This is a genomic window from Arthrobacter sp. AZCC_0090 (assembly GCF_014207375.1).
GTDB lineage: Bacteria > Actinomycetota > Actinomycetes > Actinomycetales > Micrococcaceae > Arthrobacter.
The window spans coordinates 137520-164507 of record NZ_JACHEE010000009.1 but is presented as its reverse complement, the minus strand read 5'-3'; the positions used below and the strand labels follow the sequence as shown (position 1 = coordinate 164507).

The 26988-nt window shown below is 61.9% G+C and carries 24 protein-coding genes; 12 read left to right on the top strand and 12 right to left on the bottom strand.

Annotated elements, in window-relative coordinates; all coding sequences use genetic code 11:
- Positions 1-6 precede the first annotated feature (6 nt).
- The 8 genes from HNP00_RS15315 to HNP00_RS15280 all read right to left on the bottom strand — a co-directional run bounded on the left by HNP00_RS15315 (position 7) and on the right by HNP00_RS15280 (position 7106).
- Positions 7-957: a type II secretion system F family protein gene (locus HNP00_RS15315; protein ID WP_184740579.1), complete on the bottom strand. Its 951-nt coding sequence runs from the start codon at positions 955-957 to the stop codon at positions 7-9.
- The gene (locus tag HNP00_RS15310; protein WP_395893824.1) at positions 954-2429 is read right to left on the bottom strand and encodes a CpaF family protein; all 1476 of its coding nucleotides are present in this window, start codon (positions 2427-2429) and stop codon (positions 954-956) included. The genes HNP00_RS15315 and HNP00_RS15310 overlap by 4 nt, the downstream gene beginning before the upstream one ends.
- Positions 2426-3631, bottom strand: a complete 1206-nt coding sequence (locus HNP00_RS15305; RefSeq protein ID WP_184740577.1) for an AAA family ATPase — start codon at positions 3629-3631, stop codon at positions 2426-2428. The genes HNP00_RS15310 and HNP00_RS15305 overlap by 4 nt, the downstream gene beginning before the upstream one ends.
- Positions 3628-4395, bottom strand: coding sequence for an RcpC/CpaB family pilus assembly protein (locus HNP00_RS15300; RefSeq protein WP_311770589.1), 768 nt, complete (start codon positions 4393-4395; stop codon positions 3628-3630). The genes HNP00_RS15305 and HNP00_RS15300 overlap by 4 nt, the downstream gene beginning before the upstream one ends.
- A gap of 42 nt (positions 4396-4437) precedes the next feature.
- Entirely contained in the window at positions 4438-5472 is a 1035-nt protein-coding gene (locus tag HNP00_RS15295) for a pilus assembly protein TadG-related protein (RefSeq protein ID WP_184740575.1), read from the bottom strand.
- Positions 5460-5843 (bottom strand): TadE/TadG family type IV pilus assembly protein, encoded by a 384-nt coding sequence (locus HNP00_RS15290; RefSeq protein ID WP_184740573.1) that lies wholly within the window; start codon positions 5841-5843, stop codon positions 5460-5462. Before HNP00_RS15290 ends, HNP00_RS15295 begins: the two co-directional genes overlap by 13 nt.
- 126 nt (positions 5844-5969) lie before the next feature.
- On the bottom strand, positions 5970-6182 hold the full coding sequence (locus tag HNP00_RS15285; RefSeq protein WP_184740571.1) for a Flp family type IVb pilin: 213 nt from the start codon (positions 6180-6182) through the stop codon (positions 5970-5972).
- A gap of 270 nt (positions 6183-6452) precedes the next feature.
- Positions 6453-7106 carry an A24 family peptidase gene (locus tag HNP00_RS15280; RefSeq protein WP_184740569.1) on the bottom strand — a complete coding sequence of 218 codons (654 nt, stop codon included), beginning with the start codon at positions 7104-7106 and terminating at the stop codon, positions 6453-6455.
- A gap of 295 nt (positions 7107-7401) precedes the next feature.
- Here HNP00_RS15280 and rplM point away from each other — a divergent pair, with 295 nt between their 5' ends.
- From rplM to glmM, 3 genes are all read left to right on the top strand, one after another.
- Complete coding sequence (gene rplM / locus HNP00_RS15275) at positions 7402-7845, top strand: 50S ribosomal protein L13 (protein WP_024817563.1); 444 nt, start codon at positions 7402-7404, stop codon at positions 7843-7845.
- Positions 7846-7882: 37 nt separating this feature from the next.
- Positions 7883-8389 (top strand): 30S ribosomal protein S9, encoded by a 507-nt coding sequence (gene rpsI / locus HNP00_RS15270; RefSeq protein WP_184740567.1) that lies wholly within the window; start codon positions 7883-7885, stop codon positions 8387-8389.
- Positions 8390-8573: 184 nt separating this feature from the next.
- The gene (glmM, locus tag HNP00_RS15265; protein WP_184740566.1) at positions 8574-9938 is read left to right on the top strand and encodes a phosphoglucosamine mutase; all 1365 of its coding nucleotides are present in this window, start codon (positions 8574-8576) and stop codon (positions 9936-9938) included.
- A 60-nt stretch (positions 9939-9998) separates the two neighbouring features.
- On the opposite strand, the gene mscL is transcribed toward glmM, so the two are convergent.
- From mscL to coaA, 3 genes are all read right to left on the bottom strand, one after another.
- Positions 9999-10388: a large conductance mechanosensitive channel protein MscL gene (gene mscL, locus HNP00_RS15260; RefSeq protein ID WP_184740564.1), complete on the bottom strand. Its 390-nt coding sequence runs from the start codon at positions 10386-10388 to the stop codon at positions 9999-10001.
- A gap of 90 nt (positions 10389-10478) precedes the next feature.
- Positions 10479-11327, bottom strand: coding sequence for a D-alanyl-D-alanine carboxypeptidase family protein (locus HNP00_RS15255; protein ID WP_184740562.1), 849 nt, complete (start codon positions 11325-11327; stop codon positions 10479-10481).
- 5 nt (positions 11328-11332) lie between these two features.
- Entirely contained in the window at positions 11333-12343 is a 1011-nt protein-coding gene (gene coaA / locus HNP00_RS15250; RefSeq protein WP_184740559.1) for a type I pantothenate kinase, read from the bottom strand.
- A 134-nt stretch (positions 12344-12477) separates the two neighbouring features.
- On the opposite strand from coaA, the gene glmS reads away from it, so the two are divergent.
- The 9 genes from glmS to HNP00_RS15205 all read left to right on the top strand — a co-directional run bounded on the left by glmS (position 12478) and on the right by HNP00_RS15205 (position 25899).
- Positions 12478-14370, top strand: coding sequence for a glutamine--fructose-6-phosphate transaminase (isomerizing) (glmS, locus tag HNP00_RS15245; protein ID WP_184740558.1), 1893 nt, complete (start codon positions 12478-12480; stop codon positions 14368-14370).
- Between the two features lie 4 nt (positions 14371-14374).
- Entirely contained in the window at positions 14375-14722 is a 348-nt protein-coding gene (locus HNP00_RS15240) for a holo-ACP synthase (protein WP_184740556.1), read from the top strand.
- Between the two features lie 14 nt (positions 14723-14736).
- Complete coding sequence (locus HNP00_RS15235) at positions 14737-16281, top strand: NAD(P)H-hydrate epimerase (RefSeq protein WP_184740554.1); 1545 nt, start codon at positions 14737-14739, stop codon at positions 16279-16281.
- A 75-nt stretch (positions 16282-16356) separates the two neighbouring features.
- Positions 16357-18720 carry a glycogen debranching protein GlgX gene (glgX, locus tag HNP00_RS15230; protein WP_184740552.1) on the top strand — a complete coding sequence of 788 codons (2364 nt, stop codon included), beginning with the start codon at positions 16357-16359 and terminating at the stop codon, positions 18718-18720.
- Positions 18717-21035: a malto-oligosyltrehalose synthase gene (gene treY, locus HNP00_RS15225; protein WP_184740550.1), complete on the top strand. Its 2319-nt coding sequence runs from the start codon at positions 18717-18719 to the stop codon at positions 21033-21035. Before glgX ends, treY begins: the two co-directional genes overlap by 4 nt.
- A 67-nt stretch (positions 21036-21102) precedes the next feature.
- Complete coding sequence (gene treZ / locus HNP00_RS15220) at positions 21103-22851, top strand: malto-oligosyltrehalose trehalohydrolase (protein WP_184740547.1); 1749 nt, start codon at positions 21103-21105, stop codon at positions 22849-22851.
- A 60-nt stretch (positions 22852-22911) separates the two neighbouring features.
- Entirely contained in the window at positions 22912-23949 is a 1038-nt protein-coding gene (mgrA, locus tag HNP00_RS15215) for an L-glyceraldehyde 3-phosphate reductase (protein ID WP_184740545.1), read from the top strand.
- Between the two features lie 165 nt (positions 23950-24114).
- On the top strand, positions 24115-25200 hold the full coding sequence (locus HNP00_RS15210) for an inositol-3-phosphate synthase (protein ID WP_184740544.1): 1086 nt from the start codon (positions 24115-24117) through the stop codon (positions 25198-25200).
- Positions 25201-25374: 174 nt separating this feature from the next.
- Complete coding sequence (locus tag HNP00_RS15205) at positions 25375-25899, top strand: DUF2306 domain-containing protein (RefSeq protein WP_184740542.1); 525 nt, start codon at positions 25375-25377, stop codon at positions 25897-25899.
- A 27-nt stretch (positions 25900-25926) separates the two neighbouring features.
- Here the strand turns inward: HNP00_RS15205 and HNP00_RS15200 are convergent, their stop codons facing one another.
- Positions 25927-26886: a DUF559 domain-containing protein gene (locus HNP00_RS15200; RefSeq protein WP_184740540.1), complete on the bottom strand. Its 960-nt coding sequence runs from the start codon at positions 26884-26886 to the stop codon at positions 25927-25929.
- Positions 26887-26988: the final 102 nt, after the last annotated feature.

Here is a 26988-nt window from a genome sequence, read left to right as displayed (position 1 = left end):
TCCTCCCTAGTACTTCGGCTTGATGAGCCGGTTCAACCACAGCGCACCCAGGCTGAGCATGATGATCGCGACGGCAAGCATGATGTAGCCGGGCAGTGTTGACGTAAAGACGTGGGCGTAGCCGGGGTTGAGGAACTGCAGCAGGATGAACATCAAAACGGGCAGCCCAAGCAGCACGAGCGCTGACATCCGGCCCTCAGCGCTTAGTGCCTTGACTTGTCGGCGGATTTGGTTGCGGTCGCGAATCGTTTCACCAACGTGGTCCAGGACTTCGGCCAAGTCCCCGCCGACTTCCCGGTGAATTTCGATCGCTTGGGCGATCCAGCCGAAGTCTTCGCTCCTCGTCCTGATTGCGACGTCGCCCAGCGAACCTCCTAGATCCCGGCCGAGTCGGGTTTCGTTGACGATCCTGCTCATCTCTTCCGCCATGGGTGCTTCGCTCTCCTGGGCAGTGGCGTCCACTGCCCTCAAGAGGCTGTGCCCGGCGCGCATCCCGCCGCTCATCATCTGAAGGGCGTCGGGTATTTGCTCGTCGAATTTCGCCGAACGCCTGGATATCAGCAAGCTGAGAAGACAAGCGAGAGAAACGATGGCAGCGAGTGCCATGAGGATCGCGAAGACGAGGCCACCCAACATGAAGCCGATGGCGCCGGCGAAGACGGTCGCGATACCAGCTATCAACACGTAGTCGGCGGGTTGCTTCTTCAGCCCGGCGGCATCCAGCTTCACTTGGGAGAGATAGCCGCCCGAGCTTGGGTGAATGCGGGTTTGGATGGCATCTCGCGCGCCGTCGGTAATCCGCGTCAACGTGGACGTGTGAAGCGGCGAATCAGGACGCCGCCTCTCGACGTCGAGCCTTCTTGACTTTAGTACCACTAGCACCACAAGAAGCAATGCGAGGTACACCAGGCCAAGCCCCGCGGCAAGCCAAATGATCTGGATTCCTGCATCGCTCATCGCAGGCCTCCCGACAGGTGGGCCCCGAATACTGCCGGAGAAATGGAAATTCCGAGTTCCGCGAAACGGTCGGTGAAGCGGGGACGCACTCCGGTAGGGACCGGCTTGCCGAGGAATCGGCCGTTGGCATCCACTCCGGCTGAGTAGTCGAAGACGAAGGCGTCCTGGAGAGTGACGATATCGCCTTCCATCCCTTGGACTTCGGTGATGTGCGTAACCCTGCGGGTTCCATCGCGCAAGCGGCTGATGTGCACGATCAAGTTGACGGCGGAGGCGACTTGTTCGCGGATAGCCCGGAGAGGCAGGTCCATGCCAGCCATCAGGACCAGAGTCTCCAGCCTGGCTATGGCATCGCGGGGCGAATTGGCGTGCACCGTGGAAATGGAACCGTCGTGGCCGGTGTTCATGGCCTGCAGCATGTCCAAGGACTCCCCGCCGCGGACCTCGCCCACCACGATGCGGTCCGGTCGCATGCGGAGCGAGTTCCTCACGAGATCCCGGATGGTGACTTCACCCCGTCCCTCGATATTGGCGGGCCTGCTCTCAAGCCGCACCACGTGCTCTTGCTGGAGTTGCAGCTCCACGGCATCTTCGATGGTGACGATCCGGTCCGTCGCCGGGATGAAGGAAGATAGGACATTCAACAGCGTGGTCTTACCAGTACCTGTACCGCCGGACACAATGATGTTCATCCGCGCCAGGACGCATGCCCTGAGAAGCTCAGCCATTTCCGGAGACAGGCTGCCAAACTCGATGAGCTTGTTGACTGTCAGGGCCTCGCGGCCGAATTTCCGGATGGTCAGTGAAGGACCGTTGACGGCAAGCGGAGGGATGATGGCATTCACGCGGGAGCCGTCAGCCAGCCGTGCGTCCACAAGCGGAGACGACTCGTCGATTCGGCGCCCAACTTTGGACACAATGCGCTCAATGACCCGCCGCAGGGCTTCGTCCGAGGAGAACTTGGCTTCCGTCTTGTAGAGTTGCCCGTACCGTTCGACGTAGATGCTGTCGTAGCGGTTGACCATGACTTCCGTAATTTCCGGATCGTCAAGGAAACGTTGGATGGCGCCGTGCCCCAGGACGTCGTCGATGATTTCGGCCGTGAGGCGTTGCCGTTCGGTGGAAGTCAGGGGAACCTGCTCCTCGTCGACAACAACCTTCAGCTCGTCGCGGACATACTGGTGCAGTTCTGCCTCATCCAAGGAGGAATCCGAGAGCCTGGAGCCGAGCCGTTCAAACAGGGTCTTGCTGGCTCGCTCCTTGAGGTCGCTGAGGGCTTCACTGGCAAGGATCGTCGACGACGCGTTTTCCTCGGAGTGGGCCAAGGCGTGTGAGGACTCTGCCGCTTTCACTTCTTGGATGCGGCCGAGGGTTGTTGCTATCGGCGCCCCCGCATCCGGAACCGCCGCTGCATCCGGGGCGCCGGAACCGGTGCCGAACCGATAGCTTTCGAGTCTGCGTGAGAGGTTCACCGGACAACCGCCCTTCTGTGCAACTGCTTGTGTGATCGCTCATCCCAATTGGGCCTAAACCGGTTCACCAGCAGGCGCAAGCCCTTGGTGGCGGCATCCCGCGCCCCGTCCTGGAGGAGCGGGACGCCTTTGTTGGTGGAGAAGGGAAGCGTCCTGGATCGCGGAATGGCAACATCCACCGGAACTCCGATGGTCGCTTCCACGTCCGAAAGGACCAGACCGCTCTTCGGATCGGCCATGTTCAGCACGACGTGCCGGTACTGCGGGAGCAGCTGCAATTCGTCGAGAATGTTCAAGCCCGTCCGCAAACCGCGGATGCTCGGAATATCCATCCCGCATACCCACACGGCATCCGTGGCATTTTCCAACGCTGCTAGGACATGTTCACCGAGTCCGGGAGCAGTGTCGATCACGACGTATTGGAATTCTTGACGAAGTTGTTCGAGCAATCTAGACACGTGCTGGGCCGTGATGCGATCCATTTCCACTGGATTGCGGGGGGCACACAGAGCATAGATACTCGCGGGGTGGACACTCAAGTACGTCTTGAGCACCATGGAGTCCTGGCTGGCCGGACCCAGCACCGCGTCGGTGATGGTACGTTCAGGATGCAAAAGCAACCCGCTGGCTACGTCACCAAACTGAAGGTCCAGGTCGACGATCACCACGCCCATCGGCGCCATCGTCCCGAGACCGACCGCCAGGTTAGTGGCTACCGTTGTCTTGCCCACGCCGCCCTTCGGCGACATGACGGCGATGATTCGGCCGCCGGAAGCCTGGGTTGGAGCCTCAATGGCGTTGGGGGCCAGCCCCCTTCGCCGGCCCGCAGCAGCTAGACTCGCCCGCTCCACCATCACGCGGATGGAGTCTGAGTCCGCCGCGGGGGAGAGGATGTCCCGCACGCCTGAGCGCATTGCCGCGAGGACCAGTGATTCGCTCTGTTCCGCGGCCAGCACAACACTGATTTCCGGGAATTGAAGATCCAGCAGGGAAGCGTGCTTGAGGGAATCATCGATTTCCAGGCCTGGACCCAAAATCAACACCTCAGGAGGCTCTCCGAGGAGCTGATCCAGGATCTCGCGCGGTCCGGCTGGCAAGTAGTCTGCCTGGAACCATTGGAGGCTTCCGCTCATGCCGGCGGTCGCGGACCGAACCCGCCGTTCGAAGTCAAGGTCCGGGGTAATGAGAACGAAGCGACTCATTTGAATACACTTCCCCGGTCTATGACCCCGGTTGCGCCTACTAGGGCATCCGAGGGCTCTTTGCTCAGATAGATGGCACCGAACTCCGCGGCATAGACGATCTTCTGGACGTCCACGGCGGAGCGCGCCACAGTCACGAGATAGCCACCGCTCTGGCCAGAAGCCTTGTTGGAGTTGAGCGAGCCGCCGCCCGTTTGGGATGCAGAGCCGCTGTTGTCTGAAATAGCCCCGCTGGAGTCCTGCACCGCGGTGACGAGGACCTTGTTGAACGTAAAGCTCGTTTGGTCGGGGACGTTCGCTTTGTCGTCCGCTTTGAAGGACAGCATCATGCCGACTGTGTCGCCGGCAGCCAGGTGCCCTCCAACAACACGTTCGATCGGCAGTTTGACCGTGACTTCTTGAAGTCCAGTGGGGACTTCAACCCGGCCGGGACCGGCCAAGCTGTTCGGATCAACCATGCGGGATGCGAGCAATTGCTCACCGGGCATGAATTCGATCGAAGAAACCTTGGAACCCAGATCACTAAGGCTGGTGACACTATCTGCTGCTACTGCCGACTTCGGCACAGCTTTCTTGATGACGGAATCTCCGAATTTAGCGGTCGGAGTGCCGCTGGGGATTTCTTTTTGGATGACGTAGACGTCTTGAGTCTCCGTATTTGCCAGGGCGCGCTTGTCGGCGCCTTGGACGTAGAACACGAGCATCACTGTTCCAATGATGGCTACGACAAGCGCAGCGATGCCTCCCAGTAGGCGTGTTTTCACTTTATCTCCTATTCGGTACGCGGCAGCGTGGAACCGGGGCCGCTATTTGATGAGTTGCACTTGCCAGGTGCCGAGGTCTTGGGCAGGGCCGGAACCATTGCCATCGAAGTCGTCGACGGTTGCGAACTTGACGAATTGGCCTATGACGCAGCGATCATTGCCACCGGGACACGCAAGCTTTGCGTTGCCGCTACCCAGAGCGGCCGCAGTGTTGTGGTACTCATAGACGCCGCCGTTGCCGAACTTCCAGCCAACGATGTTGAAGGTGGCGTAGCCGATGATGTGGAAAGTGGCGTTGTTCCCAGAGCCTGCTGACGTGTCAAAGACAGGGAAAGTGACTTTGACCGCAGTTCCACTTGTGAGGGAATTGATCCAACCTTGGAGAATGGTGGCGCATTGAGTTGGCTTGTCATTGCCCGGATCCGTTCCGGCCATGTTGCCCGTAGAGGTTACGGCGTAGCAGTCGGCGTCAGGATCACTCAACCAACCCCAACCGCCTGGAACGGTGTGGCCAGAGGGGTTGGTGCACGTGGTACCGGGCTTCCAGGAGATCTTCTGGAGGGTCCCTGCTGCGGTTGCTCCACTCAGGTCCCAGCACTGGTTGGAGAAGGCAAGGGGGAACGCGCCGCCCCCGCTCGGAGGTTTGAGGGAAGCAGTCGCCTTTGCGCCGACAGTGACTGGCGGCACGTTCAAAGCGCTGGAAAACAACTTGCTCAAGAAGCCGGCGTGTGTGGTGCCGTCAATAGTCGAGGTTGTGACCGTGACCTGGTTGGCGACACTCAGGTCGACGGACTGGACGTTGGAAACACCATCGTTGGAGTTGCTGTCCGCGAGGGCCTTGGCAGCGGCGTTGGCGGCGCTTTGCGTACATCCGCCGCTATTCGAGCACAGTTGAGCTGCAGCAAGGGCCCCGGCGTCAGCACCGTTTTGCAGTTGCGCCCTTTCTGCGTAGATTTGGCCGACATCCACCGCCATGGCACCGACTCCGATGAGGACGAGCACCATGAGCGCCACCATGACGCCGGCGACGCCCCGCTCGCCGTCCTGATTCCTTGTCCTTCGTGTTAGCCGCCACATGCCATGGCCCCCTTCCCGGTAACCGTGATCGACGGAGTAAAGAAGCCAGTGAGAGATGGGGCGGTGAAAGTCACTGTGGACTGGACGGTAACTCCATGGCTGCAGGCGCCCGAAAGGCTGACGTTTCCGGGCGAGAGACTGATGCTCGGTGCCCCGGCAACAGCGGCCGCTTGTGCCTTGCCCGTATTGTTGGTGACTGCCATGGTCCGAGCAGCTTCGCGGGCTGCCTGGGTGACGGAAATTTGGAGGTTGTAAAAATAGGAGAATTCAATGATCGCCGCAACCAAGAGCAAGAGAATTGGCGCAATGAGCGCAAATTCCACAGCGACGGCTCCGCGTTCTCCCTTTGTTCTTGCTTTGCTGCGGATCATGTTATCCCCCAGAGGATTAAGCAGCTTCGGGACTTAACTTAGTTAGGAAGAGATCCTTCCTAGAAACGGCTGTGCCGCGCCCGCGTTGAGCGGACGCGGCATCAGCAATGCTCGGCTCTAAGTGGATCAGGCTCCGGTGTGCCAGGCGCCTACGTGGCCGGCGAGGTCGCCGAACCACTTGTTCAGGGCATCGCCGAAAAGGGTGACGCCAGCGATGATGACGAGTGCGATGAACGCAACAAGCAGTGAATATTCAGTTGCGGTTGCGCCCTTTTCGGAAGTGAGGCGATCTTTGACGCCGGCGACGAAAGCAATGACAGAAACCATGAGAGATGACATTGGAAAACCCTTCCCAGATAAGTGAATTTGTTTACGAATCCCTGCCGCTTACATATCCCTTTGGCGGTTCGGATTTCGATAGGACAAGAATTGCCCCTGGGAGGGTTAACAAACAATGCGTAGTGGTACTCGTCTTTTTCCGTGCGGGGGGTGTTGATTACTCGAAGGACGCTCTGCGGGTACTCGGTTTTTCTGCCTAAGTACTACTTAGGCGCCGGCACAGATGGGGTTCCAGTGAACTGAGGGGAACCTGGGAAGATAGCGGTGGCTTTAGGCGGCCAGCAACACCACTCCAATTGCCGCGGCGAACATGGCCGGTCCGTGAGCTACTTCAGATGGCTTGATTCCGCGCTTCAGGCGCAACATCGGCACCGTCATCACCCCACCCACCACGAACCCCAGCAGGCCCCCGTAGAACACCTGGGTCCAACCCAAGTAGCCCAAGTACATTCCGAGTGGTGCTGCGAGCTTCACATCGCCCATCCCGAGGCCTCTTGGAGAAATTAATCCAAGAATTAAGTACCCGAGGAACAAGATGACACCGCCGGCAGCCGCGCGAAGCAGTCCGGGCCAGTCTGGAAGCAGCGCGGCCGACGTAGTTAACAGGACCAAACCGGCTGCAAGCAGGGACAGCACCAATGGGTTCGGGAGCAAATGATGGACTACGTCCAGGCGCGACAGCTGTACTGCCAGCACCGCTAAGAGGAGATAGGCGGGGAGCGTCGGGGAGAGACCGAACCGGAGCGCCAGGAGGACGAACAACGCCGCGGTGGCCGCCGCCGTCGTGATCCGGATTTTGAGGGAGGGGAGTCCGCCGAGGCGGGGCAGGAATCGGGCTATCAGGAGCTCGGCCAGGGGACTCAAGAGCAGTCCCAAAAGTCCAAGGACGCCTAGAAGCAAGGGCTGCGCTGCAGTTGCGGTCATGGCATCTCCTAAGATTCAAGGCATGGTCCCACGTGTTCACTGTGGTTGTCAGCCTATTTTGACCCTGCGGCTCCTTGACGCTATTGTTGATAGTCGTTGTGCGTGTCCTTTCTCGATGACACATGCCCGCTTGGGGATCCAGTTGCAGGATCGTTAACTCGACAGGCATATCGGGACTTCGGGATAACTGGTACATAGAGCCCTCACCTCTGCTCCGGTAACGCATACCTAGTAGGCACACGCTCCAAGCGTGCCGCCTAAAACATGAACGCCAGAACAAGAACGAGGCAAAACCGTGCGTACGTACACCCCGAAGCCCGGCGATATCAACCGCCAGTGGCACGTCATTGACGCCACCGATGTTGTCCTTGGTCGTCTTGCCAGCCAGACCGCAACACTGCTGCGCGGAAAGCACAAGCCGACCTTTGCGTCCCACATGGACATGGGCGACTTCGTCATCATCATCAACGCTGAAAAGGTTGCCCTGACCGGCGCCAAGCTGGAGCAGAAGCGCGCATACCGCCACTCCGGCTACCCGGGCGGCCTGACCTCCGTCAACTACGCGGAGCTGCTGGAATCCAACCCGGTCCGCGCCGTGGAAAAGGCCATCAAGGGCATGCTCCCCAAGAACTCCCTCGCTGCACAGCAGTTGGGCAAGCTCAAGGTCTACCGTGGCGCTGAGCACCCCCACGCTGCACAGCAGCCGAAGACTTTCGAAATCACCCAGGTCGCCCAGTAGTCCTGGCCACCAAACAACTTTTAATACAAGGAGAATCGTGGCTCAGAACGAAGAACTGACCGCCGAAGCCGTCGAGGCCGAGGAAACCCTCACCAGCTACACCTCTGAAAGCTCGGCTGCCGAAGCCGCGCCCAAGAAGGAGCGCCCGGCACTGACCGTTGCCGGTGCTGCTGTTGGCCGCCGCAAGGAAGCCGTCGCACGCGTTCGCGTTGTGCCGGGCTCCGGCAAGTGGACCATCAACGGCCGCGAGCTGTCCAACTACTTCCCGAATAAGCTGCACCAGCAGGACGTCAACGAGCCCTTCAAGATCCTTGACCTTGAAGGCGCCTACGACGTCATCGCTCGCATCCACGGCGGTGGCCCTTCCGGCCAGGCCGGTGCGCTGCGTCTCGGTGTTGCTCGCTCGCTGAACGAGATCGACGTCGAGAACAACCGCGCAACCCTGAAGAAGGCCGGCTACCTCACCCGTGACGCACGCGTCATCGAGCGTAAGAAGGCCGGTCTTAAGAAGGCACGCAAGGCTCAGCAGTACTCCAAGCGCTAAACCCGCTCGGATCCACAAGCGCAAAAATGCTTGGGGACGCTTCCAGCGTCCGGACGAGGCCCGTCCCGCCATTTGGCGGGGCGGGCCTCCGTCGTAAAATGGCTGGCCACAGCATGGTCCCTGACCGCCTGAACCGGACCGGTTCGGCAAGCGGAGGGCCGGCTGTCGTCTAGACTGGGACGCGATGGCTAGATTATTTGGAACAGATGGCGTGCGTGGTCTCGCCAATGGATTGCTCACCGCGGAGCTTGCTCTCCAGTTGGCCCAAGCAGCTGCCGTGGTCCTAGGCCACGAGCGCTCGGCCGATGGAGCACGGCCCCGCGCCGTCGTCGCCCGGGATCCGCGGGCCAGCGGAGAGTTCATCGCGGCGGCCGTTGAGGCCGGGCTTTCGAGCTCCGGGATTGATGTGTACGACGCGGGCGTGCTTCCCACGCCCGCAGCCGCGTACCTCATCGCGGACCTCAATGCCGATTTCGGCGTCATGATCTCCGCATCCCATAACCCGGCGCCGGACAACGGCATCAAGTTCTTTGCACGAGGCGGCCAGAAGCTCCCGGACGAGGTGGAGGACGCGATAGAAGCCCAGCTCGGCAAGGAGCCGTCCCGTCCCGTGGCAGGCGACGTCGGCCGCATCCAACGCTTCTCGGACGCCGAGGACCGCTACATCGTCCACCTGCTTGGCACCCTCCCACATCGCCTGGAAGGCCTCAAGGTCGTCCTGGACTGCGCCAACGGTGCGGCCAGCGGCTGTTCCCCTCAGGTCTTCGCCAGTGCAGGCGCTGAAGTTGTGGTGATTGGCGCGGAACCTGATGGCCTGAATATCAACGATGGCGTCGGTTCCACCCACCTCGGCCAGCTCAAGGAAGCGGTGGTCAAACACGGGGCAGACTTCGGCATTGCCCACGACGGCGACGCCGATCGCTGCCTGGCCGTGGACCACGAAGGCACCGAGGTTGACGGTGACCAGATCATGGCGATCCTGGCCCTCGCGCTGAAGGAGTCCGGAAAGCTGAAGGACGACGTCCTGGTGGCCACCGTGATGAGCAACCTCGGACTCAAGATCGCATTGCGCGATGCCGGGATAACCATTCGCGAGACGGCGGTAGGGGACCGTTACGTCCTGGAAGAAATGCGCGACGGCGGTTTCAGCCTTGGTGGCGAGCAGTCGGGGCACGTGATCTTCTCCGACTACGCCACTACAGGCGACGGCGTCCTGACAGGCCTGCAGATTGCCGCCCAAGTGGCCGGCACCGGCCGAACCCTCCAAGACCTCGCCCGCGCCATGACGAAGCTGCCGCAGCTCATGATCAACGTGAAGGGCGTGGACAAGTCCAGGGCCGCCACGGACGAAGGCGTGGCCGCTGCCGTGGCTGCCGCCGAACTCGAACTCGGCGATACCGGCCGTGTGCTCCTGCGGCCATCGGGCACCGAAGCGCTGGTCCGTGTGATGGTCGAGGCTGCTGACATGGAAACCGCAACCCGTATATGCACTGAACTTGCCGGCGTCGTCGAAGACCGCCTCGCGATTCCGCGCGAACTGGCCCTATAGGTCCGAGCCCCAAAAAAGCGGTGGCCCGTCTCCCCCAGGAGACGGGCCACAGCCGCTCAGTTACCTTTGGACCAGGTTGTCGCGGATCTCGGTGAGGAGCGTGACTGCGGGGTCAGCAGCGGGTTCGTCTTCCGTGATGCCCAACTTGGCATTGCGGCGCTCAATGAGGTGGTTCATCGGAGCTACCACAACGAAATAGATGGCGGCTGCTACCAAGAGGAAATTGACGATCGCTGTCAGCAAGACGCCGAACTGCAGGTCGTTTCCGTTGATGGTCACCTTCGCGAAACTGTCGAAGTTGGGTGACCCAACCAAGGCAGCGATCAGCGGCATGAGGACGTTCTTGACGAGTGCATCAACAACTGCACCGAAGGCGGCACCCATGACGACGGCTACGGCAAGGTCTACGACGTTGCCCTTCAGAATGAAATTCCTAAATCCACTCAACATGGCACCAAGCTAGTGCATGCGTGTTAATTCGGGGCGAGCTACTGGTCAATTCTTTCCGGAGTGTCGGGAAATCTTCGGGTTAGTCAACTGCTAGAGGTAGCCTGGTGCGGCTTCGAGGCCAAAATATTCCTCGAGGGTGCCGATGCCACGATTGGCCATATCCGTCGCGGCCTCAACCCCGACAAAGCGTAAATGCCAGGGCTCGTAGTAATAGCCAGTGATTTCATGGAGCATCCACGGGTACCTGACAACAAATCCATACTTGAATGCGTTGGCCTTGGCCCAAACGGCTGCCGGCTGCTCAGCGAAGCAAGGCTGGAAGCTGCACGCCCCGCCGCCGTCGCCGATATCGAATGCCCAACCCGTCTGGTGTTCCGAGAACCCGGGGCGGGCGGAGGCTGTGTCTGCTGAAGCCTGGCCGCGCGAGGTCACATAACCGTTGTACGTCGCCGTTTGGGTTTGGAAGGAGCGGTAGCCGGAGGCCAAGGTCATGTTCACCCCAGCCGAGGCGGCCCCGGCAAAGAGCTTTTCTGCGGCTGCGGCAGTTGTGCTGTTGAGCAACGACGCCTCTCCACTTACCGCAAGTTCGACGCGGGGCTGTACGAGGTCAGCGGGGGCGAACTGCAAGGGAGTCAGCGGCCGGTGCTTATTGACGATGACCCACTGGCTCGCGGGGTCGCTCAGGGAATACTTTTGGGACAAAGCCCCCGACGGCGGCGTGCTCGACGGCGGTGCCGCGCTCGCCGCAGGGGCAGGGACCGCCGTCGTGGTCGCCACTGCCGGCGTCGACGTTGCCGTTTGAGGACCTGAGGGGGACGGGGCCGCAGCGGGTGAAGCGACCGGGGTCTCCGGGGTACAGGCGGCCAACGCCGCGATACTTACGCCTGCCGCCAGCATGGTTGTGAAGGACCTTCTGCTCGGGCCGCAGTTGTGGCACATCCGTACTAGACCTTTCGGAGCAGCATGCGGCGGATGGAATGGTCTGCGTCCTTGGTGAGGACAAGCTGCGCCCGGCCGCGGGTAGGGAGCACGTTTTCCTCAAGGTTGGGCTCGTTGATGCGTTTCCAAATGCCGCGGGCAGTGGCTTCCGCCTCGGCATCGGAGAGTGTCGCGTAACGATGGAAATAGGATTCGGGCTGGGCGAAGGCCGTGCTTCGAAGCTTCCGGAAGCGGTCCACGTACCAGTCTTCGATGTACGCAGTCTTGGCGTCAACATAAATCGAGAAATCAAAGAAATCGCTCAACGCCAAGCCCTGCCGGCCGTCCTGCCGGGGACGGGCCGGGGCCAACACGTTGAGGCCCTCGACGATGAGGACGTCCGGCCGCCGGACCACCACTTCCTTGTCCGGGACGATGTCGTAGGTGACGTGGGAATACCAAGGGGCGCGGACCTCTTCGGCGCCACCCTTGATCGCACTCACGAAGCGAAGCAGTGCCCGGCGGTCGTAGGACTCTGGAAAGCCCTTGCGCTCAAGCAAATGCCGACGCTTCAATTCGGCGAGCGGGTACAAGAATCCGTCGGTGGTGATGAGCTCGACGTTCGGCGTGCCCGGCCAACGGCGGAGCATTTCGCGCAGCACCCGGGCGATGGTGGACTTGCCGACCGCCACCGAACCTGCCACGCCGATCACGAAAGGCGTGCGCTGCGTTTGCTCGCCAAGGAACGTCGTTGTGGCCGCATGGAGCTGCTGGGATGCTTGGACGTAGAGGTGCAACAGGCGGGAGAGCGGGAGATAGACCTCGCGGATTTCCTTCATGTCCAGGGGATCGCCGAGGCCGCGAAGCCGGACGATGTCCTCTTCGTTAAGCGGTTGCTCCATCTGTGCAGCCAGCCGGGACCACGTCTGCCTGTCCAGCTCCACGAACGGAGAGGAGCCGTCGCCGTTCGCTTCATTGCGTTGCAAAGTCACCTTAGAGATTCTGCCCCCCACTTGGCTGATCCGGAAATACAGCATGAACGGCGGGGAGATTTTTGTGTGAGCATGCTCTCTTGGAAAGCCGCGCGATCCGGCAATATCCGGCGGTTGGCCTGCTTGCACGGCCGGATATCCTACGTCCATTTCGTGGGGCACCCGCTACTCTTGTAGGCATGTGTGGAATCGTAGGTTACGTTGGCAATTCATCCCGCCGGGCAGATGCCGGGCACACGGCCCTTGACGTTGTTCTTGAGGGACTCCGTCGGCTTGAGTATCGAGGCTATGATTCGGCCGGTGTCGCCGTGGTCGCCGATGGAACTATCGCCTTGAGGAAGAAGTCGGGAAAACTTAGCAACCTGCTGGGCGAACTCGAAAGCAATCCGCTCCCTAGCTCCCTGACGGGCATCGGCCACACCCGCTGGGCCACTCACGGTGGACCCACAGACCAGAACGCGCATCCGCATCTGGCCGACGGCGGACGCCTTGCGATGATCCACAACGGAATTATCGAAAACTTCGCCGAGCTCAAACAGGAACTCGTTGCCAAGGGTGTCACTTTCGCTTCGGAGACGGATACCGAGGTTGCGGCAGCCCTTCTGGGCGACATTTTCCGCAACCAGCTCAACGGGGACACGTCCAACGGCAAACTCACCAAGGCGATGCAGCTTGCCTGCCAGCGGCTCGAAGGCGCGTTCACGCTCCTCGCCGTTCACGCCGAGCAGCCCGACGTCGTGGTGGCCGCCCGCCGCAATTCTCCCCTTGTCGTCGGGCTTGGCGAGGGCGAAAACTTCCTGGGCTCGGACGTTTCCGGCTTCATCGACCACACTCGCCGGGCCGTCGAGCTTGGCCAGGACCAGATCGTCACTATTACTGCGCACTCCGTCGAGATCACCGACTTTTTCGGCGCTCCAGCCCAGGGCAAGGAATACCACGTCGACTGGGATCCTGCCTCTGCGGAAAAGGGCGGCTTCAGCTCCTTCATGGAGAAGGAAATCCACGACCAGCCCGACGCCGTCACCCAGACCCTCCTCGGCCGCTCGGACATCAACGGCCAGCTGACCTTGAACGAACTCCGGATCGATCCCGAGTTGCTGAAGCAGGTCAACAAGATCATCGTCCTGGCTTGTGGTACGGCCGCCTACGCCGGGATGGTGGCCAAGTACGCCATTGAGAACTGGTGCCGTATCCCCACCGAGGTGGAACTCGCACATGAGTTCCGTTACCGCGACCCGATCGTTGACGCCAACACCTTGGTGGTGTCCATCAGTCAGTCCGGTGAAACCATGGACACGCTGATGGCCGTCCGGTACGCCCGCGAGCAGGGCGCCAAGACGATCTCCATTTGCAACACCAATGGCTCCACGATCCCGCGCGAATCGGATGCGGTGCTTTATACGCACGCCGGGCCGGAGATCGCCGTCGCCTCGACCAAGGCTTTCCTCGCCCAGATCACGGCCGCCTACCTGCTGGGCCTCTACCTTGCCCAGCTGCGCGGAAACATCTTCTCTGGCCAGATCAAGGACGTCTTGGCGGACCTTGGCAAAATACCCGCCCACATCCAGAAGATCCTCGACAATGCGGGCCCTCTCCGTGAACTCGCCCGCAGCATGAAGGACGAGAAGTCGGTACTGTTCCTGGGCCGCCACGTGGGCTTCCCGGTGGCACTCGAGGGCGCGTTGAAGCTTAAGGAAATCGCGTACATCCACGCCGAAGGCTTTGCCGCCGGTGAGCTCAAGCATGGCCCGATCGCCCTCATCGACGAAGGACAGCCCGTCTTCGTGGTTGTCCCATCGCCGCGCGGCCGCGACTCCCTCCATGCGAAGGTAGTCAGCAACATCCAGGAAATCCGTGCCCGCGGTGCGCGTACCCTGGTCATCGCCGAGGAAGGGGACGAAGCAGTGCGGGCCTACGCTGAGCACGTCTTCTATGTCCCCCAGACGCCCCCTCTCCTGATGCCGCTCCTGACTACTGTCCCGCTGCAGATTTTCGCGGCAGAACTAGCCAAGGCCAAAGGGTACGACGTGGACCAACCGCGCAACCTTGCCAAGAGCGTGACCGTAGAATAGCCGCATGATTGTTGGCATAGGCGTAGACGTCGTAGACATTGAGCGCTTTGGGCGCCAGCTTGAGCGGACTCCCGGGCTCCGGGACCGTTTGTTCGTTCCCGCGGAACGCGAGCTCAACACGCGCTCCTTGGCTGCGCGCTTCGCGGCGAAGGAGGCTGTGGCCAAGGTATTGGGAGCTCCGGCGGGCATGAACTGGCAAGACTGCTGGATCGGCCTGGACCAGAACGGCCCCACTATCAAGGTCATAGGCACCGTGCTGGCAGTCGCCGATTCCAAAGGCGTGAAACGCTGGCATGTATCCATGAGCCATGATGGCGGAATCGCCACTGCCATGGTCATCGCTGAAGCCTAACAACCCAAGCAAACATGATCAGCGCCTTCACCGGAACACAGATCAGGGCAGCGGAACAACCGCTTCTTGACGCCGGTGAGGGCGCTGTTCTCATGCAGCGCGCGGCCCATGGCTTGGCGAACGCCGTCGTCCGCGAGTTCCGTTCGGAGGGCCGCCGCGTCTACGGCTCCAGCGTCACGGTACTGGCTGGCAAGGGGAACAACGGCGGGGACGGTCTCTTCGCCGCAGCAATGCTCGCCCGTCGCGGCATGCGCACGACGGCGGTGCTCGCCGCCGGTTCCGCCCACCTGGACGCCACGGCGGCCTTCAGGGCGGCCGGTGGACGCATCCACGTCCTCGACGAGAACAATGCCGAAGAACTAGCCGTGCTAAGTGCCAGCGACGATGTGATCATAGACGCCATCCTGGGCACGGGCGCCCGGGGAGGCCTCAGCGGTCCGGCCGCGGAATTGATTGCTGCCCTGCAGGAATTGCGGCCGAATTTGGTCGTGGCCTGCGATACTCCCAGCGGCGTGGACGCAGACACGGGCGAGGTCCACTGGCCCGTGCTGACGGCGCGGCTGACGGTGGCATTCGGAGGAATCAAGGCTGGGCTGATGGCCGATCCCGGCGAGGGCTGTGCCGGCCGCGTACTCCTGGTACCCATCGGCATTGAGGACCGTCTTCCGTCGCCCCTCCTTCGCCGCCTGTCTGTCCGTGACCTGGCTGTTGTCCTGCCAGACCCCGGGCGTCGGGCGCAAAAGTACACCAGGGGAGTCCTGGGGGTCGTTGCTGGTTCAGAACACTACACGGGTGCTGGAGTCCTCTGTGTCGAGGCCGCGTCGGGGGCCGGCGCTGGAATGGTGCGGTACCTCGGCCCGGAAGTTGTGGCACGGCAGGTCCTGGATCGGACTCCCGAGGCTATTTGGGAGCCGGGCGAGCCAGGCCGAGTCCAAGCATGGCTGCTCGGTCCCGGCCTGGACGGAGCTGAACAGTCCAAGCGAGCCCGTGACGTACTGGCCGCAGCGTTCGGCGCCGGCCAGCCCGCCGTCGTCGACGCCGGAGCTCTGGAGCTCCTGCCGGAACGCTGCCCGCCCAATTGGATCCTGACCCCGCACGCCGGGGAGCTGGCCGCCCTTCTTGGCCGTAGCGAAGTGCGCGTCACCCGTGAGGACGTGGAGTCGCGGACACTGCACTTCGTCCGTCTCGCTGCCGAACACACGGGAGCAGTTGTCCTCCTCAAAGGTGCCACAACGTTGATTGCGTCCCCATCGGGAGCGGTCTTCAGCCAGGCCGAGGGATGCCCATGGATGTCGACGGCGGGAAGCGGGGACGTTCTCGGAGGGATCCTTGGAGCCCTGGCTGCAGCCTTCGCGGAGTCCGCGTTGGATGACGACGGCCCCTTCGCGGCCTTGGGAATCGCCACGGAGGAGAGATGGGCGGCGGTAGCGGCCGCGGCTGCGAGCATCCACGGCATGGCAGGAAGCGCCGCCTCTGCTGGAGGACCCCTGACTGCTTCCGATATCGCTCGCGCGGTCCCTGGTGTCTTCCGAATCCTCCAGGAATGTCGCGCCGGATAATTCCGGATGTTCGTTGAATGTCACCCAACATAGCTAGGCTTGGCAACAAGTTATCCGGCACGTGAAGGAGAACACATGGACATTTGGCCAGGAACCGCATACCCGTTGGGGGCCACGTTCGATGGCACGGGAACCAACTTCGCGCTCTTCAGCGAGAAGGCGGAAAAGGTGGAATTGTGTCTCTTTGACGACGACGGAAACGAGATCAGCTACACCGTCAACGAGGTGGACGGTTACGTATGGCATTGCTACCTTCCGCACGTTCAGCCGGGGCAGAAGTACGGATACCGTGTGCACGGTCCGTATGACCCTGCCGCGGGCCAGCGCTTCAACCCCAACAAGCTCCTCCTGGACCCTTACGCCAAGGCCGTCCACCGGCAGATCGACTGGGACCCGGCGCTTTTCTCCTACAACATGGGAGATCCAGACTCCCGAAACGACAAGGACTCCGCGCCACATATGATGATGGGCGTCGTCATCAATCCCTTCTTCGACTGGGCTGGTGACCAGCAGCTTCGCATCCCGTACCACCGCTCGGTGATTTACGAAGCGCACGTCAAGGGGCTGACGCAGCTCCACCCGGAGGTTCCGAAGGAACAACGCGGCACTTATGCCGGCGTGGCGCACCCGGCAGTGATTTCCCACCTGCAAAAACTCGGCGTCACGGCCATCGAGCTCATGCCCGTCCACCAGTTCACGAATGACGGCATCCTGCAGGACAGGGGCTTGAACAACTACTGGGGCTACAACACCATTGGGTTCTTCGCGCCCCACAACAGTTACAGCTCGAAGGGCGATACCGGCCAGCAAGTCCAGGACTTCAAAGCGATGGTCAGGGCGTTGCACACGGCAGGCATCGAGGTCATTCTCGACGTCGTGTACAACCACACAGCAGAGGGCAACCACCTCGGTCCCACCCTGTCCTTCAAGGGGATCGACAACTCCGCTTATTACCGCCTGGTGGAGGGCGACCTTAAGCACTACATGGATTACACGGGCACCGGTAACTCGCTGAACGTACGCAGCCCCCACTCCCTTCAGCTCCTCATGGATTCCCTGCGCTACTGGGTTACCGAAATGCACGTTGACGGTTTCCGGTTCGATCTCGCTTCAACATTGGCGCGCGAGTTCTACGACGTGGACAAGCTTTCGACATTCTTCGAACTCATTCAGCAGGATCCCGTCGTTTCGCAGGTCAAGCTGATCGCCGAGCCTTGGGACGTGGGCCCAGGCGGTTACCAAGTGGGCAACTTTCCGCCGCAATGGACGGAATGGAACGGTAAATACCGCGATACCGTCCGTGATTTCTGGCGGGGCGAGCCCTCCACTCTCGGCGAGTTTGCCTCCCGGTTGACCGGATCGGCGGACCTCTACGAGCACTCCGGCCGCCGCCCGGTGGCTTCCATCAACTTCGTCACGGCCCACGACGGCTTCACCCTGGCGGACCTGGTCTCCTACAACGAGAAGCACAACGAGGCCAACGGCGAAGGCAACAACGACGGCGAATCCCACAACCGATCCTGGAATTGCGGTGTCGAAGGCCCCACCGAGGATCCCGTCGTCCTCGGTCTGCGTGCCCGCCAGCAGCGAAACTTCATCGCCTCCATGCTCCTTTCCCAAGGTGTCCCCATGCTGTTGCACGGCGACGAGCTTGGCAGGACGCAGCGGGGCAACAACAACGGCTACTGCCAGGACTCAGAGCTGACCTGGATCAACTGGGACAGCGTGGACCAACCCCTTGTGGAGTTCACGGCAGCCGTCAGTGCACTGCGCGCCAAACACCCCACGTTCAGGCGGAGCCGTTTCTTCGATGGGCGGCCTGTGCTTCGAGGCGAAGGCGAGCGGCTCCCGGACATTGTTTGGCTCGACGTCGACGGAACCACCATGACCCCGTCGGACTGGGACAGCGGCTTCGGACGTTCGGTGGGCGTGTTCCTGAACGGGGACGGCATCCGCGGCCGGGATAGTCAGGGCCGGCGCATCACGGATGTCAACTTCCTGCTCTATTTCAACGCCCACGACGACGAAGTGGGCTTCAAAGTACCCTCTGACGAATACGCTCCTGCCTGGGACATCATCATCGACACCGCTGGCGGCGGAGCCGACACCGAACTCATGCCTGCGGAATCGGTCCTCACAGTGGCGGCCAAGTCACTCGTCGTCTTGCGGGCCCACAGCATCCCCGACACCGAACCGGACCACTCCGTGGCTGCGTCGCTAGCCGCGTTGTCGCAGGCAACCACCCCCGAAGCGGCATCTCTGACCGCGCCGGCCACACTGACACCAGCCGCGTCGGCGCCGCTCCGGTCCGTGCCGGAACCGAAGTCTGACGCGGAGGCCAAAACTGACCAGGGGGCGATCCCTGCCGCCGAAACCAAGCCTGCTGCACCGCCGAAGAAACCCAGAAAGCCGCGGGCCCCCAAGAACGGGGGATCATGAGGACACCTGCCTCCACGTACCGGCTCCAGATCCGGCCCTCGTTCACGCTCCATGATGCGGCAGCCCTCACGGGCTATCTGCGCGACCTCGGGGCTGACTGGGTGTACTTGTCTCCGATTTTGACTGCGGAGGAGGGCTCGGACCACGGTTACGACGTCACTGATCCCTCCAGTGTTGACGCGTCGCGTGGCGGTGCCGAAGGGTTCGCCGCGCTTTCCAAGGCCGCCCGGGAAGCCGGCCTCGGTGTCCTGGTGGACATCGTCCCCAACCACATGGGCGTTGCGTCGCCTCCGCAAAATGCCTGGTGGTGGTCACTCCTCAAGGACGGCAGGTCCTCCCGCTACGCTGAAGCGTTCGACGTCGATTGGGACTTCGGGGGAGGCAAGCTGCGGCTCCCCGTGCTCGGCAGCGACGACGACCTCGACAAACTGGAAGTAGTCGACGGCGAATTGCGCTACTTCGACCACCGCTTCCCCCTGGCCGAGGGCAGCTACGTCGCGGGTGACAACGCCCGCGACGTCCATGCAAGGCAACACTACGAACTGGTCGATTGGCGCCGCGCGGATTCCGAACTGAATTACCGCCGATTCTTCGCGGTCAACACCTTGGCCGGGATCCGCGTCGAAATCCCATGGGTCTTTGAGGAAGACCACGCAGAGGTGGTCCGCTGGTTCCGGGAAGGGCTGGCGGATGGGCTGAGGATCGATCATCCGGACGGGCTCGCCGACCCTTCCGGCTACTTGGCTCGCCTGAAGGAAACCACCGGCGGTTCGTACGTGCTTGTCGAGAAGATCCTGGAGCCGGGGGAGGAACTTCCGGAGAACTTCGACTGCGAGGGGACCACCGGCTACGACGCGCTCACCGATGTCGACCGCCTTTTCGTTGATCCCGACGCCGAAGTGCAGCTAGATGCCTTGGACGCCAAGCTGCGGGGTGCGGAAACACCGGCCGATTACCAAGCGATGATCCATGGCACCAAGCGGCGTATCACAGACGGGATCCTGCACTCGGAAATCCTGCGGCTGGCGCGGCTAGTCCCGGAGTCTCCGGAACTTCCGCGTCAAGAGGTGGCCGACGCCCTTGCTGAAACCATTGCCTCTTTTCCTGTCTACCGAAGTTATCTTCCGTACGGCAAGGACGTCGTGGTGGAGTCCGTTGAGCGGGCCGCCCAGACCAGGCCGGAGCTGAAGCAGGTCCTGGAGGCACTGCTTCCACTACTGCTCGACGCGGGCAGCGAACTAGGCCGCCGCTTCCAGCAGACCTCAGGGATGGTCATGGCCAAAGGCGTGGAAGACACCGCGTTCTTCCGTTACACGCGTCTTGGCACACTGACCGAAGTCGGAGCGGATCCCACGGAGTTCGCCCTGCTCCCGGATGGATTCCATGAGCGCATGGTTCACCGCCAGGCGCGGCTGCCGCTGTCCATGACCACACTGACCACGCACGACACCAAGCGAAGCGAAGACACCCGGGCGAGGATCTCCGTCATCTCGGAGGCAGTCCCCGAATGGGAAGCATTCGTGGACCGGATGCAGGAGCTGGCTCCGATTCCCGACGGGCCGCTCGCAGCCCTCGTGTGGCAGGGCATTGCAGGTGCTTGGCCGGCAAGCCGTGAGCGCCTCCAGGGTTATGTACTCAAGGCGGCACGCGAGGCAGGCAACTCCACCAGTTGGACGGATCCGAACGAAGGATTCGAAACGAAACTGGCCTCCGCCGTCGACGCCGCCTTCGACCTACCGGAGGTGACATCCGCACTGGAGGGGTTCGTCGCCCTTTTGGATCCCTATGGAGCGTCCAACTCGCTGTCAGCAAAAATTGTTCAGCTAACCATGCCGGGCGTACCGGACGTCTACCAGGGAACTGAGTTTTGGGACCGTTCACTCACCGATCCGGACAATCGGCGACCGGTCGACTTCGAACGGCGAAGGGCTGCGCTCGCAGCTCTCGACGCCGGAGCCCAGACCGAAGCGCGCGACGAGTCGGCCAAGTTGTTGCTGACCTCGCGGGCACTGCGCCTGCGTCGGGACCGGCCGGAGCTCTTCAACGGATACAGCCCCGTCCACGCCGAGGGGCCCGCAGCCGAACACCTGCTCGGCTTTGACCGCGGAGCCCTCGGCATGGGTAGTGGTGCCATGACGTTGGCCACCCGGCTCCCGCGGAAGCTTGAACGCAACGGCGGTTGGCAGGGCACTTTCATCCGTCTGGAGAGCGCGGTCAGGGATGAGCTCACGGGCAACAGCTACCCAGCGGGGGAGGTCCAACTCGCAAGGCTTCTGCTGAGATACCCGGTGGCCCTGCTCGTACCCATGACCTAGCCACGGCACCAACAACGGCGGGCAACCGAAGCCCGGACGAGACGATCGAGGGGGAACCTTGGCCGAGATGACCAGCGCGAGAAAACGATTCGATGTATGGGCGCCGTTTGCGGGGTCTGTCACTCTGATCGCGGCAGGTCAGCACCATGAAATGCGACCGCACGACGGCGGAGCTGCCGGCTGGTGGACGGCGGACGTCCCGCACGGGGTCGGGACGGACTACGGCTACCTCGTGGACGGCGAAGGGCCCTTTCCCGACCCGAGGTCGAAGCGACAACCGAATGGCGTCCATGGCCTGTCCCGCACGTTCGACGCATCTTCTCACGCTTGGAACGACGCTGAATGGCCAGGCCGCGGGCTCGGCGGGGCCGTCATCTATGAACTCCACTTGGGAACCTTTACTCCAGAGGGCACACTGGACGCGGCCGTGGAAAAACTCGATTACCTCGTTGACTTGGGAGTCGACTTTGTAGAACTTCTGCCCGTCAACGCCTTCAACGGTACCCACAACTGGGGGTACGACGGCGTGCTGTGGTTCGCCGTCCACGAGGCCTACGGCGGGCCGGAGGCCTACCATCGATTTGTTGATGCCGCGCACGCTGCCGGACTCGGCGTGATCCAGGACGTGGTCTATAACCACCTCGGACCTAGCGGCAACTACCTGCCGAAGTTTGGCCCGTATCTGAAGTCAGGGGAGGGCAACACCTGGGGCGATTCGGTGAACCTGGACGGCCCCGGCTCGGACGAAGTCCGTCAATACATTCTGGACAATGCCGCCATGTGGCTGAGCGATTTCCACGTGGACGGGCTGCGCCTCGACGCCGTGCACGCGCTCCGCGACGAACGGGCCGTCCATATCCTGGAGGACCTTGCCACCCTTGCGGATGGCATCGAAGCCGAAACGGGCGTCCCCAAGACCCTGATCGCCGAATCGGATCTGAACAACCCGCGCCTGATCTACCGCAGGGACACCAACGGTTACGGCCTGGAGGGGCAGTGGAGCGACGACTTCCACCATGCCGTCCACGTGAACCTCACCGGTGAGACCGCTGGCTACTATGCGGACTTCGGGTCCTTGGCCGCCTTGGCCAAAGTCCTTGAACACGGTTTCTTCCACGACGGAAGCTACTCGAGCTTTCGCGGTAGGCATCATGGCCGGCCCATTCGCCCGGGGCTGGTTCATCCTGCGGCGCTCGTGGTGTGCAGCCAAAACCACGACCAAATCGGCAACCGTGCCGTGGGCGATCGACTCACAGCGAGCCTGTCGCACGGCAGGCTGGCGCTTGCCGCCGTACTGACCATGACGTCGCCGTTCACCCCGATGCTCTTCATGGGCGAAGAATTCGGTGCCTCCACGCCTTGGCAGTTTTTCACGTCGCATCCCGAGGAATGGCTGGCAGAGGCCACAGCAAAGGGCCGGCTCAAGGAATTCGAACGGATGGGTTGGGACCCCGCATTGGTGCCCAACCCCCAGGATCCGGAGACGTTCAAGCGTTCCAAGCTCAAGTGGGAGGAAGCGCACGAAGGTGATCACGCCCGGTTGCTGGAACTTTACCGAGCTTTGGCGAACCTTAGGCGCTCGACGCCGGAGCTTGCCGCCGGCGGATTCACCGACACACACGTTGACTTCAGCGAAGAGGACCGGTGGTTGGTTCTCAGCCGTGGCACCGTAAGGGTTGCCTTCAACTTTGGGACGCAGACCTTGGCGAGGTCCATGGACGGTGAACTCTTGCTCGCCACGGACCCCTCTGCCGCCGTCGGGAACGGCACGGTGACAATCCCAGGGGAGAGCGCCGCCGTCGTACGCCTGAGGTGACCCTGACCACATGACGGACACCGCGCTTCGAGCCTCGAAGCGGGTGGCAGGATGGTGGGTATGACTTATTCGGCTGCGGAAAACCGCTATGAAACCATGCCCTACCGCCGCGTCGGACGCAGCGGTCTCAAACTTCCCGCCATCTCGTTGGGACTGTGGCACAACTTTGGCGACGACAAGCGTTTCGATGAGCAGCGCGCCATCCTGCGCCGGGCTTTCGACCTCGGGGTCAACCACTTCGACCTCGCCAACAACTATGGTCCGCCGGACGGTTCGGCCGAAACGAATTTCGGCCGCCACCTGAAGGACGACTTCAAGCCGTACCGCGACGAACTCGTCATCTCTACCAAGGCCGGCTACTACATGTGGCCCGGCCCCTACGGAGAATGGGGCTCCCGCAAGTACCTTCTCTCCAGCCTGGACCAGTCGCTGCAGCGCATGGGCCTGGACTACGTGGACATCTTCTACAGCCACCGTCCCGATCCCGAAACCCCGTTGGAAGAAACCATGGGCGCGCTGGACTATGCCGTCCGTTCCGGCAAAGCGCTCTATGCCGGTATCTCTTCCTACACCCCGGAACAGACCCTCGAGGCCGCCCGCATCCTCAAGGAGATGGGCACGCCGCTGCTCATCCACCAGCCCAGCTATTCCATGCTCAACCGCTGGACCGAGAATGGTTCGCCCAACCTCTACGAAACGCTTGACCAAGTCGGTGCAGGATCCATTGCCTTCTCCCCGCTGGCACAAGGGATGCTCACCAACCGGTACCTGAACGGCATCCCCGCGGATTCGCGCGCCGCCAAGGAACGGTTCCTCTCCGAATCAGCGCTGACCGAGGAAAAGCTGAGCCGGGTGCGTGGTTTGAACGCCATTGCCGAAGGACGCGGCCAGACCCTCGCCCAGATGGCTATCGCCTGGATCCTGCGCGATCAACCCAAGGGATCGCCGGTGACCTCGGCCTTGGTGGGCGCATCAAGCGTCGCGCAGCTGGAGGACACCGTGTCCGCGATCAACAACCTCGACTTCACGTCAGAGGAACTGACGGCGATCGACGAGTTCGCCGTCGAATCCGACATCAATCTGTGGGCGCAGAAGTAGATTCGGAAACTTAATACAAGTGCGGGGCCGGCCGGGAACAACGCCGGCCCCGTTCGGGTTGGTTACAATGCAAAGAGCGCCGAATGGCGCTGTGCCTTTAAGACGCCATCGTACATTCAGGTACGGACGCGCCAGGCACCTGAGGTTAGTTCTCAAAGGAGTACCGTGTCTTCACATCCGATTCGTGTCGCCATTGTCGGTGTAGGTAACTGCGCCGCTTCGCTGGTCCAAGGTGTCCACTACTATCGCGACGCCGACCCCCAGGCCACGATTCCAGGTCTGATGCACGTCGAGTTCGGTAAGTACCATGTCAACGATGTCCAGTTCGTCGCCGCTTTCGACGTCGATAGCAAGAAGGTCGGACTGGACCTCGCGGACGCCATTGGCGCGAGCGAGAACAACACCATCAAGATCGCCGACGTCCCTTCGACCGGCGTGACCGTGCAGCGCGGCCACACCCTGGATGGCTTGGGCAAGTATTACCGCGAGACCATCATCGAGGCTCCGGAAGAGGCAGTGGACATCGTCGCTGCACTGCGCGATGCCAAGGCCGACGTCATGGTCTGCTACCTGCCGGTTGGTTCCGAGGAAGCCGCTCATTTCTACGCACAGTGCGCCATTGATGCCGGTGTTGCGTTCGTCAACGCCTTGCCCGTGTTCATCGCAGGCACCAAGGAATGGGCCGACAAGTTCACCGCCGCTGGCGTGCCGATCGTCGGCGACGACATCAAGAGCCAGATCGGCGCCACCATCACGCACCGCGTCATGGCGAAGCTCTTCGAAGACCGCGGCGTCACCCTGGACCGCACGTACCAGCTGAACGTCGGTGGCAACATGGACTTCAAGAACATGCTGGAGCGCGACCGCCTGGAGTCCAAGAAGATCTCCAAGACCCAGGCCGTGACGTCCAACGTCGAGGCCGAGCTACACGCCGACGACGTCCACATCGGTCCGTCCGACTACGTCGCTTGGCTCGATGACCGCAAGTGGGCTTTCGTTCGCCTCGAGGGCCGTAATTTCGGCGATGCTCCGGTGTCGTTGGAATACAAGCTTGAGGTCTGGGACTCCCCGAACTCCGCAGGCGTGATCATCGACGCCATCCGCGCCGCCAAGATCGGCCTGGATCGTGGCATCGGTGGCCCGCTGCTCTCCGCTTCCAGCTACTTCATGAAGTCCCCGCCGGAGCAGTTCAACGACGACCTCGCCCGCGAAAAGGTCGAAGCCTTCATCCGCGGAGACGTGGAGCGCTAACCGCTCACCGTCCCTCTACCCTCTCGCCTTCCCCGCCTTCCCGGACGCTCGCTCACTTATGTGGGGTTTTTGGCGGACGCTCGCTCAAATTGTTGAGCGAGCGTCTGTCTTTTAAGATCCGTCCTCGACGCGACAGATAACGTGGCTACGGCCAAGGGTCCGTATCCTATGGTTATGGGGCACTGGAACGTACTGTTGGTCAGTCATGTTGTTGCGGCACTGTTTGTATTGGCGATAGGCCCGGTCCAGATCCTGCGGCCACGCCGGGATCGCGTCCATCGAACCATGGGTTACGCATGGGTTTCGGCCATATACTACGTGTGTCTTAGTAGCTTCTGGATTGTCAGCGAGGGACATTTCACGTGGCTTCATGGCTTGTCCGCGTTCACACTCATCACGGTGACGCTAGGGCTCAGCAGTGCCATCCGCGGCAACATTCCAGCGCACCGGGGAAACATGATTGGCAGCTACATCGGCACTGCCATAGCCTTTGGCTTTGCCGTTGGCGTGCCTAGCCGATCCATTCCCGAACTTCTCTCCACGGATCCGGCAATGGGCGTGTTCGTTGCTGCGTTGGTGCTATTAGGGGTGGGCATCGCATATTTGTCGTTGTTCCGCGGGATCCGGGAGGTACCTGCGGTGCGTTCCACCACTCCCCGCAGCCAGGATGAGGAACTGGCGGATAACAGATCCGGATAGGCCGGCGTGTCCCTGCGGACGCGCTCACTACACCGCACGCGCAAAACCGGACACGACGGCGGGATCTATCCACGCCGATCGAAGTGCTGTCTTGATTTTCTTGGTTGCGAGCTTGAACCCATCTGCCAAATCGTCCTTGCGGAACACGAGAACAGTCCATCCGGCTGCTTCGAAGGCATTGTCCCGGCGTCGATCGCTCAGCGACTGGGCCTCCGCGAGGTGATGGCCGCCGTCGTACTGAATCGCGATTCGCCTGTGGCGGAAGCCCAGATCCGCCGACGGCGAGAACGGATCTGCATCTCGCAGCTTGAGTTGAAGCTCGGGCTCAGGGATTCCAGCGTCCAGCATGGCCAAGCGAAGCAAGGACTCGGGCGAGGAATCCGCCCCAACGCGCATCAGTTCCAGCGCCTGACGCGCGCGCACGACGCCTTGCAGATTTGGATGCCGCTCCACTAAGGCGCGCAGTTCTTCAAGGGTCGCGAATGGAGTGTCTCGTCCTTCCAAGGATTCCCGGGGAACGCGGATCAGTTCGTCGCCCATGCAGACGAGGTCGTTCAAAGGCAGCAATCTCGCCATGTCCAACCACGTACGCGATCGGCTACTGATCCGAATGCCATCAACGGATTCGACCTCGTCCGCGGCCGCGATCACGGTATGACCGATCACGCCTTTCCGGCGCGCTCCAGGCAACGATCGCGGCTTGCTGAGATGCAGTTCCGTCGAATCGGCGAGCCAAGGAGGCAGGCAGGAACAGCGAGGGCGTGCTGCTGTCACATGGGAAATCCAGGCGCCGGGCGTCGCGGCCGATAGCGCACGGGCGGCCGACTCAAGATCGAAGTCCCAGCCGCCCGGGCGGTAGAGGCCGCGGCTGACGCGTTCGACGTCGGCCTGGAGCAGACGCTCGCGCGGGACACCTCGGATCCGGGCCTGATTGAGCGTAAATGGTCCTGATAGCAGTTCAGCGGGAAGGGCAAACTGGTTTTGCATACCCGCATTGTTACCCAAAAGGGCAGCTGCTTGCAGAAGTTATCCACAGGCTCAAGGCGCGGTTGAAGGCGACGCCGCCGTCGAGAGCCGTACGTGAGCGAG